The 19,103-nt window shown below is 72.2% G+C and carries 3 protein-coding genes; all 3 read left to right on the top strand.

Features of this window, described 5'->3' with window-relative positions; all coding sequences use genetic code 11:
* Window positions 1-10: 10 nt before the first annotated feature.
* A complete protein-coding gene (locus OG710_RS13270; protein ID WP_330239527.1) occupies window positions 11-10,420 on the top strand; it encodes an SDR family NAD(P)-dependent oxidoreductase in 10,410 nt (3,469 codons plus the stop codon).
* Between the two features lie 240 nt (window positions 10,421-10,660).
* Window positions 10,661-14,023, top strand: a complete 3,363-nt coding sequence (locus OG710_RS13265) for a type I polyketide synthase (protein ID WP_330239526.1) — start codon at window positions 10,661-10,663, stop codon at window positions 14,021-14,023.
* 32 nt (window positions 14,024-14,055) lie between these two features.
* Complete coding sequence (locus tag OG710_RS13260) at window positions 14,056-19,077, top strand: type I polyketide synthase (protein ID WP_330239525.1); 5,022 nt, start codon at window positions 14,056-14,058, stop codon at window positions 19,075-19,077.
* Window positions 19,078-19,103: the final 26 nt, after the last annotated feature.

The following is a 19,103-nucleotide window of genomic DNA, read 5'->3' as shown; positions in this document are numbered from 1 at the left end:
TGAGGATGACGTGACCAGCACATCGATGGAACAGGTCGTGGCGGCGCTCCGTAAGTCGCTCACCGACAACGAGCGGCTGCGCGAGGAGAACGCCCGGCTCACCGCCGCGAGCAACGACCCGATCGCGATCGTCGCCATGGCGTGCCGCTACCCCGGCGGGGCCGACACGCCGGAGGACCTGTGGCGGCTGGTGGCCGGGGGCGTCGACGCGGTGTCCGGCTTCCCGGCCGACCGGGGCTGGGACCCCGACGTCTACGACCCCGAACCCGGCCTGCCCGGCAAGTCGTACGCGCGGGACGGCGCGTTCCTCTACGACGCGGCGGAGTTCGATCCGGACTTCTTCGGGATCAGTCCGCGTGAAGCGCTGGCCATGGACCCTCAGCAGCGTTTGCTTCTTGAAGTGGCGTGGGAGGCGATCGAGCGCGCCGGTGTGGACCCGACGGCTCTCAAGGGCAGCCGTACCGGCGTGTACGCCGGCGTGATGTACCACGATTACGCGGACGGGGCGGCGGGAAGCTTCGTCTCGGGCCGGGTCGCGTACACGCTCGGTCTGGAGGGCCCGGCGGTGACCATCGACACCGCCTGCTCCTCCTCCCTCGTCGCACTGCACACGGCGGCCCAGGCGCTGCGCTCGGGCGAGTGCTCACTCGCCCTGGCTGGCGGTGTGACGGTCATGTCGACTCCCGACATGCTCGTGTACTTCAGCGGACAGCGCGGACTTGCCCCGGACGGCCGCTGCAAGCCGTTCGCGTCGGCGGCCGACGGCACGGGCTGGGGCGAGGGCGCGGGCGTGCTGCTGCTTGAGCGGCTGTCCGACGCGCGGCGCAACGGCCACCCCGTGCTCGCTCTGGTCAGTGGCTCGGCGGTCAACCAGGATGGTGCGTCGGCCGCGATGACCGTGCCGAACGGGCCCGCGCAACAGCGCGTGATCCGCAACGCTCTCGCGGATGCCGGCCTGTCGACCGCCGATGTCGATGCCGTCGAGGCGCACGGCACGGGCACCCGGCTCGGTGACCCCATCGAGGCGCAGGCGCTGCTCGCCACCTATGGCCGGGGCCGGCCGGCGGACCGGCCGCTGTGGCTGGGCTCGGTGAAGTCGAACTTCGGGCACACACAGGCGGCTGCCGGTGTCGCAGGCATCATCAAGATGGTCATGGCCCTGCGCCACGGCGTCCTTCCCCCCTCCCTCCACATCGACACCCCTTCGGACCAGGTGGACTGGTCGGCGGGGGCGGTGGAGCTGCTGACGGAGGCACGGGAGTGGTCGCCGGCCGGGCGGCCGCGCCGGGCCGGTGTGTCGTCGTTCGGGCTGAGCGGGACGAACGCGCACGTGATCGTGGAGGAGGCGCCGGAGGAGGCTATGGCTTCTGCCGCCCCTGTCGCTCCTGCGTCGGGTGAGGTGGCTGCTGCTCCGGCCGTCATGCCGTGGGTGCTGTCCGCGAAGACCCCGGCCGCCCTGTCCGCCCAGGCGTCACGGCTGCTCACCAGGATCGGTGAGGGCCGGGCGGAGGACATCGGGTTCTCCCTGGCTACCACCCGCACGGCGTTCAACCATCGCGCGGTGGTGCTCGGTGACCGTGCGGGTGCGCTAACGGCGCTGGCGGTGGGCGAGGAGCATGCGGGGCTGGTGCGGGGGGTGACGCGGGCGGTTGGTAAGTCGGCGTTTCTGTTTACGGGTCAGGGTGCGCAGCGGCTCGGTATGGGGCGGGAACTGTACGAGGCGTTTCCGGTGTTCGCGGGGGCGTTTGATGCGGTGTGTGTGGAGGTAGACGCGCATCTTGATCGTGGGTTGCGGGGTGTGGTGTGGGGGAACGACGCGGAGTTGTTGAACTCGACCGCGTACACGCAGCCTGCGTTGTTTGCGTTCGAAGTCGCGCTGTTCCGTCTGGTCGAGAGCTGGGGCGTCAAGCCGGACATCGTCATCGGTCACTCGATCGGGGAGCTGGCCGCTGCGCATGTCGCCGGAGTGCTGTCTCTGGCCGATGCGGCGAAGTTGGTCGTCGCTCGCGGTCGGTTGATGCAGGCTCTGCCCGCCGGTGGCGCGATGGTTGCTGTGCAGGCGTCCGAAGATGAGGTCGGTGCGATTCTTACCTCCGGGGTAGGAATCGCCGCGGTCAATGGTCCTCGGTCTGTGGTCGTTTCGGGTGTGGAGTCCGAGGCGGTTGCCGTGGGCGAGCACTTCACATCCCTCGGACGGAAGACCAGGCGCCTTTCCGTCTCGCACGCGTTCCATTCCTCGTTGATGGACCCGATGTTGGACGAGTTCCGGGCTGTCACTGCCGGGTTGACGTTCAACGAGCCGCGTACGCCTGTCGTCCCGACGGTGTCCGGTGCTCTGTCGTCGGATTGGCAGTTGCCGGAGTACTGGGTCGACCAGGTCCGTCGCCCTGTCCGTTTCGCTGACGCCATAAGCGCCGCCGAAGCCTTTGGTGTGCGTACGTTCATCGAGATAGGCCCGGACGCTGTCCTGACCGCCCTCGGGGCCGCCTCAGCCGCTGAGGAGGACAGCTCCTTCATTCCCCTCGTACGCAAGAGGCGCGCGGAGCCCGAGTCGTTGGTGGGCGGGCTGGGGCGGTTGTACGTGGACGGGGTGCGGGTCGATTGGGAGGCGTTCTTCGCGGGTAGGGGGGCGTGCCGGGTCGACCTGCCTACGTACCCCTTCCAGCGCACCCGGTTCTGGTTGGATGCGGTGAAGCCGGGGAGTGCGCCTCATGCGCATCCGCTGCTCGGTTCCGTGGTCACCCTGGCTGACTCCGGGGGTGCGGTTCTGAGCGGGCGGCTGGCCGTGGCGGCTGTGCCGTGGCTCGCGGACCATGTGGTGCGTGATGCCGTGCTCTTCCCCGGCGCCGGGTTCGTCGAACTTGCCATTCGGGCCGGTGACCAGGTCGGCTGCGCGGTGCTTGAGGAGCTGGCCCTGCACGCGCCGCTCGTCCTGCCCGAGGACGGTGCTGTCGCCGTACAGGTCGTCGTGGGGGCGGCGGACGAGTCCGCTCGGCGGACGGTCGGCGTGTACGCGCGGCAGGAGGGTGTGCCCGAGGCCGACTGGGTGCTTCACGCGGAAGGAGTGCTGGCCGAGGAGATCGAGGAGCCCGGCTTTGAACTGTCGGCGTGGCCGCCCGCAGGGGCGGTGCCGCTCGCGCTCGACGGCGCGTACGAGGCTCTGCGCGCCCAGGGACTCGCGTACGGGCCCGCCTTCCAGGGCCTGACGGCGGCCTGGCGGCTCGGCGGCGAACTTTACGCCGAGGTCACGTTGGGCGACGACGTGCCGGGCGACGACTACGGGCTTCACCCGGCCTTGCTGGACGCGTCGATGCACGCCGCGCTGGTGGAGAGCGCGGGGGAGCCGGACGGGGCAACGGTGCTGCCGTTCGTCTGGAAGGACGTACGGCTGTACGCGGACGGCACGTCGGCGGCCCGCGTACGCCTGTCGAGGCCCACCCCGGAGTCGCTGTCCCTGGAGATCGCCGACGCGTCCGGTGCCCCGGTCGCCGCGGTCGGCGGAGTCGTCGGCCGGGCGATGGATTCGGCACCCGGCGGGACGGGTACGGTCACGGACCCGCTGTACCGGGTCGTCTGGCAACAGACGGGCGCCGCCACCCCCGCGTCCGGCACCTTGCAACGCTGGGCCGACCTGCCCGCCGAGGGCCCCGTGACCGGCACCGTCGTCCTGGACTGCGCCCCGGTCGCGGCCGAAGCGGGGCACGACCTGCCCGCTGCCGCCCACACCGTGGCAGTGCACGTCCTGGACGTCGTACGGCAGTGGCTGGCGGACCAGCGGTTCGCCGCTGCCACCCTTCTCGTCGTCACACGCGGTGCGGTCGCCGTCAAGGACGGCGAGCCGGCCGACGTACGACAGGCCCCGGTCTGGGGCCTCCTCCGGGCCGCGCAGGCGGAGAACCCCGGCCGATTCCTGTTGCTCGACAGCGACGCCCCCGAGGGCCTTCCGCACACCGGGCCCGCCGATGAGCCGGAGTCCGCCGTACGCGACGGGCGTGCGCTGCTCCCCCGGCTGGCCCGCGTCACCGCACCCGCGCCAGCCGAGCCGGTGTGGGACGCGGACGGCACCGTACTGATCACCGGAGGAACGGGTGGCCTCGGCGCGCTCGTCGCCCGCCACCTGGTCACCGTGCACGGCGTACGACACCTGCTGCTCGCCGGCCGCCGGGGAGCCGAGGCACCCGGAGCAGACGAGCTGCGGGCGGAACTGGCCGAAGCGGGTGCGAGCGTAAAGTTCGCCTCGTGCGATGTTTCGGACCGTGCGGCCATTGCCGCGCTGCTGGCCGAGGTGGACTCCGCGCACCCGCTGCGGGCCGTCGTCCACGCGGCCGGTGTCCTGGACGACGCGATGCTCACTTCGGTGACGGCCGACCGTCTCCGAGGTGTCCTCGCGCCCAAGGCGGACGCCGCCTGGCACCTGCACGAGCTGACCTGCGACCTGGACCTCACCGCGTTCGTCCTGTTCTCCTCCATCGCCGGCACCCTCGGCTCCACAGGGCAGGCCAACTACGCGGCGGCCAACGCCTTCCTTGACGCGCTCGCCGCCACACGTCATGCCGAAGGCCTCCGCGCCTCTTCCCTGGCCTTCGGGCTGTGGGACACCCCCGGCGGCATGGGCACCGGGCTCGGCGCGGCCGAACTGGACCGCATGCGCGAAGCCGGCACGCCCGCTATCCCCGCGGACCGGGGCCTGGCCCTGTTCGACGCCGCCGTGCGACCGGACCTGCCCGCCTCGGTTCCCGTACGCCTCGACCTCACCGTCCTGCGTGCGCACGCCGATGACACCCCCGCCATGCTGCGTGGCCTCGTACGTGTCCCCGGCCGCCGGGCCGCGCGTGGCGGGGGCACATCGGTCCTGCGTACCCGTCTCGCCGGACTGACCGGCGACGTCCGGGCCGAGGCCGTCCTGGAACTGGTGCGGGCGAAGATCGCGACCGTCCTCGGACATGCGTCGGGCGAGGCCATCGAACCGGGGCGCGCCTTCGACGAGCTGGGTTTCGATTCCCTGACGGCCGTGGAACTCCGCAACCGGCTCGACGCCGAGACCGGGCTCCGGCTGCCCGCGACACTGATCTTCGACCACCCGACCGCCGAGGCCGTAGCCGCGTTCGTCCTGGAACTTCTCGACGGCACCCCGGACACGGACCGCGAGCCCGCACAGACAGCCGCCGTGCGCGCGGGCGCCGACGATCCGGTCGTCATCGTGGGCATGGCCTGCCGCTATCCGGGCGGGGTGACCACCCCGGATGAGTTGTGGCGCCTGGTCGCGGACGGCGTGGACGCCATCGCCCCGCTTCCCGGAGACCGGGGTTGGGACCCTGACGTCTACGACCCGGAGCCCGGTGTTCCGGGGAAGTCGTACGCGCGGGACGGTGGATTTCTTTACGACGCGGCGGAGTTCGATCCGGACTTCTTCGGGATCAGTCCGCGTGAAGCACTGACGATGGACCCTCAGCAGCGTTTGCTTCTTGAGGTGGCGTGGGAGGCGATCGAGCGCGCCGGTGTGGACCCGACGACTCTCAAGGGCAGCCGCACCGGCGTGTACGCCGGTGTGATGTACCACGATTACGCCGGGGGCACGGCGGGCAGCCTGGTGTCGGGCCGGGTCGCCTACACGCTGGGCCTGGAGGGCCCTGCGGTCACCGTGGACACCGCCTGTTCCTCGTCGCTCGTCGCGCTGCACTCGGCGGCGCAGGCGCTGCGCTCGGGCGAGTGCTCACTCGCCCTGGCTGGCGGTGTGACGGTCATGTCGACTCCCGACATGCTCGTGTACTTCAGCGAGCAGCGCGGCCTCTCGCCGGACGGCCGCTGCAAGTCCTTCGGGGCGGGTGCGGACGGTACGGGGTGGGGCGAGGGCGCGGGGGTGCTGTTGCTTGAGCGGCTGTCCGATGCGCGGCGCAACGGCCATCCTGTGCTGGCGGTGGTCCGGGGTTCGGCGCTCAACCAGGACGGTGCGAGCAATGGGCTCACGGCGCCCAACGGGCCCGCCCAGCAGCGCGTCATCCGCCAGGCCCTGTCCGACGCGGGGCTGACGGCTGCGGAGGTTGACGCGGTCGAGGCGCACGGCACGGGCACGCGCCTCGGTGACCCGATCGAGGCGCAGGCGCTGCTTGCCACGTATGGGCAGGGGCGTGCGGAGGGCCGGCCGCTGTGGTTGGGGTCGGTCAAGTCGAACATGGGTCACACGCAGGCGGCTGCTGGTGTTGCGGGGATCATCAAGATGGTGATGGCGATGCGGCACGGTGTGCTGCCGCCAACTCTGCATGCGGAGGAGCGCTCGGACCAGATCGACTGGTCCGAGGGTGACGTGGAGCTGCTGACGGAGGCGCGGGAATGGGCGCCGACCGAGCACCCGCGTCGGGCCGGGGTGTCGTCGTTCGGACTCAGTGGGACGAACGCGCACGTCATTGTGGAGGAGGCGCCCGAGGCGCCCATGGGCTCCGTGGCTGACGAGCCGGGGAACGAACTGGCTTTGGTTCCCTGGGTGGTGACCGCGAAGAGTGCGGAAGCCCTGTTCGCGCAGGCATCCCGACTGCTGTCCGTCGCCGGTGACCACGAGGTAGCGGACATTGGCCACTCGCTGGTGGCATCGCGGTCGGTGTTCGAGCACCGGGCCGTCGTACTCGGTGACCACGCGGACGCGCTGGCGGCGCTCGCAGCCGGCGAAACCCACCCGGCGGTGGTTCGGGGAGTGGCTGCGAAGGGTAGGACGGCGTTCCTGTTCACGGGTCAGGGTGCGCAGCGGCTCGGTATGGGGCGTGAGTTGTGTGCTGCGTTCCCGGTGTTTGCTGAGGCGTTTGATGCGGTGTGCGGTGAGGTAGACGTGCACCTCGCGGTGGGGTTGCGGGAGGTGGTGTGGGGGAACGACGCGGAGGCGCTGAACTCGACCGCGTACACGCAGCCAGCGTTGTTCGCCTTTGAGGTGGCGCTGTTCCGGCTGCTGGAGTCGTGGGGCGTTAAGCCTGACGTGGTGGTGGGCCACTCGATCGGGGAGCTGGCCGCAGCGCATGTCGCCGGGGTGCTGTCCTTGGCCGATGCGGCGAAGCTCGTTGTTGCTCGCGGTCGGCTGATGCAGGCCCTGCCCGTCGGCGGTGCGATGGTCGCCGTGCAGGAGGCCGAAGATGAGGTCGGTGCGATTCTTACCGCCGGGGTAAGAATCGCCGCCGTCAACGGTCCCCGGTCTGTGGTCGTCTCCGGAGTGGAGTCCGAGGCGCTCAGTATCGGTGATCACTTCGCCGCGCTCGGGCGGAAGACCAGCCGCCTTCCCGTCTCGCACGCGTTCCATTCCTCGCTGATGGACCCGATGCTGGACGACTTCCGGGCCGTCGCTGCTGAACTGTGCTTCAACGAGCCCCGTATATCCGTCGTCTCCACCGTCACAGGGCTCGTCTCGTCCGACTGGCAGTCACCTGAGTACTGGGTCGACCAGGTCCGCCAACCCGTCCGTTTCGCGGATGCCGTGAAGGCCGCCGAGGCCCTCGGAGTTCGTACGTTCGTCGAGGTCGGTCCGGACGCTGTGCTCACCGCACTCGGTGCCGGCGCGGCCGGTGAGGAGACCAGCGGGTTCGTACCGCTGGTGCGCAGGAGTCGGCCCGAGTCGGAGGCCCTGGTCGGCGGCCTCGCCCGGATGTTCGTGGGCGGCGGGCGGATGGACTGGAAGGCGTTGTACGCCGGTGCCGGGGCGCGGACCGTCGAGTTGCCCACGTACGCCTTCCAGCGTTCCCGTTACTGGCTTGAGGCGCCCACGTCGGAGGGTGGGGCCGTCGCCGCTTCCGGGCAGGTTGCGCTCGACCACCCGGTGCTCCGCGCGGCCGTCGTTCTGCCCGACGATGGTGGGGCCGTGCTCACCGGCCGACTGTCCGCCGGGACGCACGGTTGGATCGTGGATCACAACGTCCTCGGTAGCGTGCTGCTGCCCGGCACCGGGTTCGTGGAACTGGCCGTCCGGGCCGGCGAGCAACTCGACTGCGGGCTGCTGGAGGAGCTGACGCTTCAGGCCCCCCTTGTGCTGAATCCCCTCGGCGGCGTCGCTGTCCAAGTGGCGATCGGAGCGGCCGACGAGACCGGACGCCGCAGCGTGTCGGTGCACTCGCGCGCCGACGACCAGCCGGACATGCCGTGGACCCGCCACGCCGAAGGGGTCCTCGCTCCCGTGGCGGACGAGGCCGGGGCGGACGCGCTCATGGAGTGGCCGCCGGCCGGGGCCGAGGAGCTGACTGTCGACGGCGCCTACCGAGATCTTGCCGAGGCGGGCTACCACTACGGGCCGGTGTTCCAGGGCCTCACCGCGGCCTGGCGCCTCGGTGAGGAGCTGTACGCGGAGGTCCGCCTGCCCGAGTCCGCCCACGAGGACGCGGCACGCTTCGGCCTGCACCCCGCCCTGCTGGACGCGGCGATGCATGTCGGCCTGCTGGCCATTCCGGGTCGTGAGGACGGCGGGCAGACCCTGCTTCCCTTCGCCTGGAACGGTGTTGCCCTGCACGCGGCCGGGGCCACCGCGCTCCGAGTGCGTCTCAGGCCTGTCGCCCAGCAGGACGGGCTTTCGCTGACCGTCGCCGACGAGCATGGCGCGCCTGTGCTGTCTGTGGAGTCCCTGCTCTCCCGGCCCGTCTGGGATCAGCAGTCGGGCTCCGGAGCCGCTGACTCACTGCTTGCGGTGGACTGGCAGCCCGTGGCCCTGGGCGACGGGGCGGACGAGTCACCCTTGCCCGAGGTTTACGAGTGCGTCGTGGAGGAAGAGGCCGCCGCTGATGTGCCGGGTGCGGTACGCGGCGTGCTGGGCCGAGCACTGGAGGCCGTGCAGGACTGGCTCTCCGTGGACCGGCCGGAGGGCGCGGTGCTGGCGGTCGTCACACGGGGTGCGGTGGGAGCAGGGACGGCGGATGTCAGGCAGGTTCCCGTGTGGGGGCTGGTTCGGGCCGCGCAGGCGGAGAATCCGGGCCGGTTCGTGCTGATCGACTCCGATGGCTCGGTCCCGCCGGGCCGACTGGTGGCCCTGGGCGAGCCGGAGTTGCTGGTGCGCGACGGCGAGGTACGAGTGCCGCGCCTGGTCCCGGCGGCGGTCCCGGCCGATGAGACACCTGCCCCCGTGTGGAACGCCGACGGAACGGTGCTGGTCACAGGCGGTACCGGGGGGCTGGGCGCGCGCGTCGCCCGGCATCTGGTGGCCGCGCACGGTGTACGGCATCTGTTGCTGGTCGGGCGCCGGGGCGCGGATGCGCCGGGCGCCGCCGAACTGGTCGCTGAGCTGACCGGCCTCGGTGCCTCTGTCTCCGTGGCCGCGTGCGATGTGGCGGATCGGGAGGTGCTGGCCGAGGTGATCGCGTCGGTGGACCCGGCGTACCCGCTGTCCGGTGTCGTGCATGTGGCCGGCGTCGCGGACAACGGGATGGTGGGGGCACTGACGCCCGAGCGCGTGGATACGGTGCTGCGCCCGAAGGCGGATGCGGCCTGGTATCTGCATGAGCTGACTGCCCACCTGGACCTGTCGGCGTTCGTGATGTTCTCGTCGGCCGGTGGTCTGGTGCTGGCGGCCGGTCAGGGCAACTACGCGGCGGCCAACGTCTTCCTCGACGCACTCGCCGCCAAACGTCACGCCGAAGGACTTCCGGCGACCGCCATGGCCTTCGGGCTCTGGGCCGTGGACACCGGCATGGCGTCCCATCTGGCCGATGCCGACCTGGAGCGCATGCGCCGGGCCGGGACGCCCGCTCTGTCCGAGACGGAAGCCCTCGCCCTGTTCGATGCCTCTCTCGCTTCCGGAATCGCGGCCACCGTTCCCCTCCGGGTCGATCAAGGCGCCCTGCGCGCCCGTACGGACGAACTCCCCGCTCTGCTGCGGTCCATCGCGCCGCCTGTTCGAAAGCGGGCCGCAGCTGGTACGGCGAAGGGCGCCTGGCTCGCCGCGCGAGTGGCGGGATGCGACGAGGAGGAGCGGACGGGGATCATCCTGGATGTCGTACGGGGGCACGCGGCGGCGGTCCTCGGGCATGCCTCCGGGGAAGCGATCGAACCGGACCGCGCATTCGGGGAGCTGGGTTTCGACTCCCTGGGTTCGGTGGAACTGCGCAACCAGCTCTCGGCGGTCAGCGGGGTGCGGCTGCCCGCGACGCTGATCTTCGACTACCCGAGCGCGGCGGAGGTCGCCGCGTACATCGCCGGCCGTCTGGTCCCTGCCGTGCCCGTGTCCAGGGTGGAGGCGGACCTCAAGAAGCTGGAGGCACTGCTCACCACCGACGCACCGCCCGCCGGACCCGAACGCGCCAAGCTCGTGCAGCGGCTGCGGGAGCTTGCCGGCCGCCTCGACGAACCGCAGCCGGGCACGGACGTGGACGCGGGCGACGGGCAGGACCTGGACACGGTCACCGCGGACGAGCTGTTCGACATCCTCGACAACGAGCTGGGGACCCCCGCGACCCCCTGACCCCCGGCACCGCCTCACCGGGCGGGACGGGGCCCCGGCCGGGGTGCGTGACGGCTGTACGGCAGCCGCCACGCACCCCGGCTTTTCACGTGGCGGTGCCCCGTCGTACAGGGGCCTGCGGCAGGGGTGGGCTAAGGGTAGGCCGCCCCTCGGAGCGCTCAGTAGCGTTCGAATCCGATCAACGTTGGACGCCGCGTGAGTGAGTCGCCACGGATCGTCTACCAGAGGGAGTGAGTCTCTGTGAGCAACGAAGAGCGACTTCTCGAATACCTGAAGCGGGCCACGACCGATCTGCGGGACGCACGCCGGCGGCTGGCGGACGCGGAGCGCCGCCTCGAAGAGGCAGGGCCTTCCGGACGCGGTACCCACCACGACGACCCGATAGTCGTCGTCGGCATGGGCTGCCGCTATCCGGGCGGGGTGACGACGCCCGAGGAGCTGTGGCGGCTCGTCGCGGACGGGGTGGACGCCATCGGCGACTTCCCCACGGACCGGGGCTGGGACGAAGGTGTGTACGACCCCGAACCGGGGAAGCCCGGCAAGACGTACGCGCGCGAGGGCGGCTTCCTGTACGAGGCCTCGGGCTTCGATCCGGTGTTCTTCGGGATCAGCCCCAACGAGGCACTGGTGACGGACCCGCAGCAGCGTTTGCTGCTTGAGGTGTCGTGGGAGGCGATCGAGCGGGCCGGGATCGATCCGACCACGCTCAAGGGCTCGTCGACCGGTGTGTTCGCCGGTGTGATGTACCACGACTACGCGCTCGGCGCGGAGCCCGGATCGACCACGGCCGGCAGTGTGGTGTCGGGCCGGGTGGCGTACACGCTGGGGCTCGAAGGGTCAGCGGTCAGCGTGGACACGGCGTGCTCGTCGTCGCTGGTGGCGCTGCACATGGCGGCGCAGGCGCTGCGTTCCGGTGAGTGCTCGCTCGCCCTGGCCGGCGGGGTGACGGTCATGTCGACCCCGGACATGTTCGTCTACTTCAGCACGCAGCAGGGTCTTGCCTCCGACGGCCGGTCCAAGTCCTTCTCCGCTTCGGCGGACGGCGTCGCCTGCTCGGAGGGCGCGGGCGTCCTGGTCCTGGAGCGGCTGTCGGACGCACGGCGCAACGGTCACCCCGTGCTCGCCGTGATCCGTGGCTCCGCGCTCAACCAGGACGGCGCCAGCAACGGCCTCACTGCCCCCAACGGACCCGCCCAGCAGCGAGTGATCCGCCGGGCCCTGGAGGACGCGGGCCTGACAGCGGCAGAGGTGGACGCGGTCGAGGCGCACGGCACAGGCACGACGCTCGGTGACCCGATCGAGGCGCAGGCGCTCCTGGAGACCTATGGGCAGGAGCGGCCGGCCGACCGTCCGCTGTGGCTCGGGTCGATCAAGTCGAACATGGGCCACAGCCAGGCGGCGGCGGGTGTCGCGGGCATCATCAAGATGGTTATGGCGATGCGCCACGGCGTGCTTCCCAAGTCCCTGTACGCCGAAACGCCTTCGGACCAGGTCGAGTGGGCGGACGGCGCCGTCGAGCTGCTGGCCGAGTCACGGCCCTGGGTTCCGGGCGGCGCGGTACGGCGGGCCGGGGTGTCCTCCTTCGGGATCAGCGGGACGAACGCCCATGTGATCGTCGAGGAGGCGCCGGAAGAGGCGGGGGAGACGGTCGTGCGGGCCGCGCTCCCCGTAGTTCCTTGGGTGGTGTCGGCAAAGTCTGAGCAGGCCCTCAGCGCTCAGGCCGCCCGTCTGCGGGAACAGGTCCTGGGAGGGCCCGACCACACCGATGCGGCGGACATCGGGCTCTCCCTGGCCACCACACGGACCGCCTTCACCCATCGGGCGGTCGTCCTCGGACACGAGGGGGCCGACCACGCGGAGGCGCTGGCCGCGCTGGCGGAGGGGAGCGGAAACCCTGCGGTGATCGTGGACCGGGCTCGCCGGGGCGGAAAGTCGGCGTTTCTGTTTACGGGGCAGGGTGCGCAGCGGCTCGGTATGGGGCGGGAGTTGTACGAGGCGTTTCCCGCGTTCGCGGAGGCGTTTGACGCGGCCTGCGGTGAGGTAGACGCGCACCTTGCCACGGGATTGCGTGGGGTGATGTGGGGGAACGACGCCGATGCGCTCAACTCCACCGCGTATACCCAACCCGCCCTTTTCGCTTTCGAAGTCGCGCTGTTCCGGCTGGTGGAGAGCTGGGGCGTCAAGCCGGATGTTGTTGCCGGTCACTCGATCGGGGAGCTGGCCGCCGCGCACGTTGCCGGTGTGCTGTCCCTGACGGACGCGGCGAAGCTCGTCGTCGCTCGCGGTCGGTTGATGCAGGCCCTGCCCGCCGGTGGCGCGATGGTCGCCGTGCAGGCGTCCGAAGATGAGGTCGGTGCGATTCTTGCCACCGGGGTAGAAATCGCCGCGGTGAACGGACCCCAGGCCGTCGTCATCTCCGGAACCGAAGCCGAAGCGCAGAGCATCGCCGAGCACTTCGCCGCCCTGGGACGCAAGACCAGCCGTCTTCCCGTCTCACACGCCTTCCACTCCTCCCTCATGAACCCGATGCTCGACGACTTCCGAGCCATCGCCACCCCACTCACCTTCAACCAGCCCCGTATCCCCGTCGTATCGACCGTCTCCGGCACCCTCTCCACCGACTGGCAGTCCCCCGACTACTGGGTCGACCAGGTCCGTCGCCCCGTCCGCTTCGCGGACGCCGTGAACGCCGCCGAAGCCCTCGGGGTTCGTACGTTCGTAGAGGTCGGCCCGGATGCCGTTCTCACCGCTCTCGGCGCGGCCTCCGTGGCCGACGAGGAGGCCGCGCTCGTACCGCTGCTGCGCAGGAACCGGCCCGAGGCGGAGTCCCTGGTGGGTGCGGTGGGGCGGTTGTACGCACAGGGTGTCCGCGTGGACTGGGAGGCGTACTTCGCCGGGAGCGGGGCGCGCCGGGTCGAACTGCCCACGTACGCCTTCCAGCGCACCCGCTTCTGGGTCGAGGGCCGCGGCACCACCCCCGGCAGCGGCACCTCCACAGCGCCGGGGGTGGTGCACAAGGTGCCCACGGCCGAGGAGTCGCAGCGGGCTGCGGCCGGGCTGCGGGCGGAGTTGGCGGGGCTCGGGCCGGCCGAGGCCGGGCGGGTGCTGCTGGCGCTGGTGCGTACGCATGTGGCGGCAGTGCTCGGGCACGCGTCCGTGGGCGTCGTGGAGACGGACCTGGCGTTCCGGGACATGGGCTTCGACTCGCTGGCGGCCGTGGAGCTGCGTAAGCGGTTGACCGCCGCGTCCGGGTGCGATCTGCCCGCCACGCTGATCTTCGACTATCCGACCCCGCGTGCCGTCGCCGCGTTCCTGGCGGATTGCCTGGCCGTCCAGCCGGGTGCGGGCGCCGGTGATCCGGCCGCCGCGGTGCTCGCGGAACTGGACCGGATCGAGGACGTGCTGGGCGGCTTTCCCGCCGGAGGGGACGCCGAAACGGTCAGCGCCCGAGCCGATGCGATCACCGCCCGGCTGGAAGCCATCGTGCGCCGGTGGCGCGACGCACAGGGCGACCCGGGTTCGGCGGGCGAGGGGCCCGACTTCGAAACGGTCACCGACGAGGAGCTGTTCGACGTGCTCGACAGCGAATTCGGCATCTCCTAGCCAGCGATCAGCTGCAGATTGGTTGAGGTTCGATGAGCAACGACGACAAGCTCCGGGACTATCTCAAGCGCGCCACCGCGGAACTCCAGCGCACCCGACGCCAGTTGTCGGAGGCCGAGGCGCGGGCCAGTGAGCCGGTCGCGATCGTGGCCATGGGCTGCCGCTTTCCGGGGGGCATCGCGTCGCCCGAGGACCTGTGGGAGCTCGTGGACGCGGGGCGGGACGCCGTGTCGCTGTTCCCGGACGGGCGTGGCTGGGACATGGAGGCCCTGTACGACCCCGAGCCCTCGACGCCGGGCAGGACATACTGCCGCGAGGGCGGCTTCCTGCACGACGCGGGGGACTTCGACGCGGACTTCTTCAAGATCAGCCCGCGTGAGGCGCGGGACACCGACCCGCAGCAGCGGTTGCTCCTGGAGGTGTCCTGGGAGGTCATCGAGCGGGCCGGCATCGACCCGACATCGCTGAAGGGCAGCCGGACCGGGGTGTTCGCCGGGGTCGTCTACCACGACTATCCGGGCGGCGGCGGGACCGGTGGCCTGGCGAGCGTCGCCTCCGGGCGCATCGCCTACACGCTGGGCCTTGAGGGCCCCGCCGTCACCGTGGACACGGCCTGCTCGTCCTCGCTCGTCGCTCTCCACCTCGCCGTGCAGTCCGTCCGCAGCGGCGAGTGCGCACTGGCGCTCGCGGGCGGGGTGACCGTCATGGCGAGCCCGGACTCCTTCGTGGGCTTCAGCCAGGACCGCGGTCTGGCACCGGACGGGCGCTGCAAGTCCTTCGCGGCGGCGGCCGACGGCACCACCTGGTCCGAGGGCGCGGGCATGCTCCTCGTCGAGCGACTGTCCGACGCCCGGCGCAACGGGCACCCCGTCCTCGCCGTCGTACGGGGTTCGGCCATGAACTCGGACGGCGCGTCCAACGGGCTGACCGCGCCGAACGGCCCCTCGCAGCAGCGCGTCATCCAGCAGGCCCTGGCCTCCGGCGGCCTCGCCCCCGCCGATGTGGACGCCGTCGAGGCGCACGGCACCGGCACCACGCTCGGCGACCCGATCGAGGCGCAGGCACTCATCGCCGCGTACGGGCGCGAGCGGGCCGCGGACCGCCCGCTGTGGCTGGGCTCGTTCAAGTCGAACATCGGCCACGCACAGGCGGCCGCCGGTGTCGGCGGGGTGATCAAGATGGTGCAGGCGATGAAGGCGGGCGTCCTGCCGCGCACCCTGCACGTGGACGAGCCGAGCCCCAATGTGGACTGGAGCGCCGGCAGCGTACGTCTGCTGACCGAGCCCGTCGCGTGGCCGGACCTGGGGCGCGCCAAGCGGGCCGGGGTGTCGTCGTTCGGGCTGAGCGGCACGAACGTCCATGTGATCGTGGAAGAAGCACCGGCCGCGGCCGTTTCCGCCACTGACGCGGAGGGTACGGCGAAGGACACCGCAGCCGGGGAGCGCCCGGTTAAGAGCCCCGCCGCCGGGGAAGGCGCCGGGTCGGGCGCCGCCGACAGCGAGCGTACGGCCGAGGGCACCGCCCCCCGGTTCGTCCCGGTGCTGGTTTCCGCCCGGCGTCCCGAGGCCCTGGCCGCGCAGGCCGCTCGGCTCGCCGATCATCTGGAGGCCCGCCCGGCCATCCCTCTCGCCGACACCGGCTGGTCGCTCGCCACCACCCGCGCCGCGCTGGAGCACCGGGCCGTGGTCGTCGCCGACACGCAGGCGGCCACCGGGCACGCCGATCTCGTACGGGCGCTGCGCGCCGTCGCGGACGGGTCCGCCGACGCCGCCGTCACCGGGGAGGCCAGGCCCGACGCGCTGAGCGCCGTCCTGTTCACCGGGCAGGGCGCCCAGCGCCTCGGCATGGGACGGGAGCTGCACGCCGCGTACCCGGTGTTCGCCCGCGCCTTCGACGAGGCCGTGGACGCGCTCGACGCACACCTCGACGACTCGCTGCGGGCGGCGATGTGGGGCGACGACCGGGAACTGCTCGACGGTACGGGGCTGGCCCAGCCGGCGCTGTTCGCGTGCGAGGTGGCGCTGTACCGGCTGGTCGAGTCCTGGGGGGTGCGGCCGGACTTCCTGGCCGGGCACTCGGTGGGCGAGTTCGCCGTGGCGCATGTGGCCGGGGTGCTGTCCCTCGCGGACGCCGCGAAGCTGGTCGCCGCCCGTGGCCGGCTGATGCGGGCGCTGCCGGCGGGCGGGGCGATGGTCGCCGTGGAGGCGTCCGAGGACGAGGTGACGCCGCTGCTCACCCCGGAGACCGGGATCGCGGCCCTCAACGGACCGCGTTCCGTGATCGTCTCCGGCGGCGAGACCGAAGCCCTGGCGCTCGCCGAACACTTCGCGGGCGAGGGCCGGCGCACCAAGCGGCTCGCCGTGTCGCACGCCTTCCACTCGCCGCTCATGGAACCGATGCTCGACGACTTCCGTGCGGTCGCCGAGAGCGTCACGTACGCCACTGCCCGCATTCCGGTCGTCTCCACCGTCACGGGTGAACTCGCCGGTGACGACGAGCTGGCCTGCGCCGACTACTGGGTGCGGCACGTCCGGGCGAGCGTGCGGTTCGGTGACGCCGTGCGCGCGCTCGCCGCCAAGGGCGTCCACACCTTCCTGGAACTCGGCCCGGACGCCGCCCTCACCCCGCTCGGGCCCGACTGCCTGACCGGTGCCGACGAGGGTGCGGACCAGCCGGCCTTCACCGCCGCCCTGCGCCGGGACCGCGACGAGGCACGCGTGCTGACGGAGGCCGTGGCGCTGCTCCACACACGGGGTGTGCCCGTCGACTGGAACGCCTGCTTCACAGCGGGCGGCCACCGCCCGCACCGGGTCGACCTGCCCACGTACGCCTTCCAGCACCGCACCTACTGGGCCGCCGCGCCCGACACGGCTCCGGCCGCCGCCCCGGCGGACCCCGGTGAGGCCGGCTTCTGGGCGGCCGTGGAGCAGGAGGACGCGGCCGGGCTCGCCGAACGGATCGGGGTCGCGCCCGATGATCTGGCCCCCGTGCTGCCCGCGCTGACCAGCTGGCGGGCCGGGCGGCGCGAGGCGTCGGCCGTGGACGCGCTGCGCTACCGGGTCGCCTGGGCGCCCGTCGCGGACTTCGCGCCGCCCGCCCCGCTCGGCGGCGACTGGTTCGTCGTACACGCGCCGGAACAGCGCCCGCTCGCGGAGGCGCTGGCCGGGGCGCTGACGGAGCGGGGCGTGCGCCCTGTACTGGCCGCCGGCCTGCCGAAGGCCGATGGCTCGTCGCGGCCGAACAGCCCGTCACCGTCCAACGGCACTTCGCAGTACGACAATCCGCTGACGTTCGACGGCCTGCCGCCGTCCCCGCCGCCCGCCGGGATCGTCAGCCTCCTCGCGCTCGACGGCACTCCGCACCCGGACCATCCCGTGCTCTCCCAGGGGCTCGCGGACACCACTGCCCTGCTGCGTGACGCGGCGGCCCTGGAGTGGACGGCCCCGGTGTGGTGCCTGACGCGGGGCGCGGTGGCGACGGACGACGCGGACACGGCGGTACGGCCCGAGCAGACCGCGGTGTGGGGGCTCGGCGCGGCCCTCGCCCTTGAGGCCCCGGACACCTGGGGCGGCCTGATCGACCTGCCCCCGGACGCCGACGAAACGGCACTGCACCGGGTTTGCGACGTCCTCGCCGGGGGAAGCGGCGAGGACCAGGTGGCGGTGCGCTCCGAGGGCGTGTACGCCCGACGGCTGGTCCGTCCCGCGCAGCCCGACCCGGTCGCGCACTGGCGGGCCAGGGGCACCGTTCTCGTCACCGGAGGCACCGGCGGGGTCGGCGCCCACGTGGCGCGGATGCTCGCCGCCGACGGGGCCGAACACGTGGTGCTCGCCGGGCGGCGCGGCCCGGACGCGCCGGGCGCCGCCGAACTGGCCGCCGAGATCGAGGCCATGGGCGCCCGCGTGTCCGTCGCGGCCTGCGACATGGCCGACCGCGCATCCGTACGCGCCCTGCTCGCCGGCCTCAGCGGCCTCACCGCCGTGTTCCACGCGGCCGGACTTCCGCAGCGCATCGCCCCGCTCGGCGAACTGGGCCTCGACGAGCTCGCGCATGTCGCCGAAGCCAAGGTGCTCGGCGCCCGCCACCTGGACGAACTCCTCGGCGACACCCCGCTCGACGCGTTCGTGCTGTTCTCGTCCGGCGCCGCCGTCTGGGGCAGCGCGGGCCAGTCCGCGTACGGCAGTGCCAACGCCTGCCTCGACGGGCTCGCGCACAGCCGGCGCGCCCGTGGCCTCGCCGCCACATCGGTGGCATGGGGATCGTGGGACGGGGGAATGGTCGACGCCGAACTCGCCGCCGTCATGCGCCGTATGGGTGCCCCCGCGATGGACCCGGCCCTCGCCATCGGGGCGCTGCGCCGCATCCTCACGGGCGGCGGCTCGCATGCCGTGGTCGCCGACTTCGACTGGGACCGCTTCGCCCCCACCTACGTTCTGGCCCGCCCCCGCCCGCTCCTGGACGCCCTGCCCGAAGCACGCGCCGCGCTCAGCACGGAGGGGGCCGGGGACGGCGGAGGCGAAGGTTCCGGGCTTGCGGACCGGCTGGCCGGGCTCGCCGAAGCGGAACAGCGGTCCGCTCTTCTCGATCTCGTCCGTACGCATGTCGCGGCGCTGCTCGGGTACGACGATCCGGCCGACGTCGGCGCGGACCGGGGATTCACCGATCTCGGGTTCGACTCGGTGGCCGCCGTCGACCTGCGTACCAAGCTCGTCGCGGCGACCGGGCGCCCGCTGCCCACCAGCATGATCTACGACCACCCGAGCCCCGGTGCCCTGGCCGGTCACCTCTGGGCGGAGCTGTGCCAGGGCGACAGCCTCGGCGAACTCCCCGTACTGGCGCAGCTCGACCGCCTGGAGGAGGCCGCGGCGGCGCTCGCCGCCGAGGACATCGAGGCCACCCGGATCACGGCCCGTCTCCAGGGCCTGCTCACGCGGCTGACCACGACCCTCGACGCACAGCACGGCGACGGCGGCCAGAAGGTCGGCGACCAGCTGGAAGCCGCCACCGCCGACGACGTCTTCGCCTTCATCGACAACGAACTCGGCCTCACCTGACCGACCGCGCGCCCGGTGTCGGCGAC

This window comes from Streptomyces sp. NBC_00525, assembly GCF_036346595.1.
Taxonomy (GTDB): Bacteria; Actinomycetota; Actinomycetes; order Streptomycetales; family Streptomycetaceae; genus Streptomyces.
This window is presented reverse-complemented; position numbering and strand designations above follow the sequence as displayed.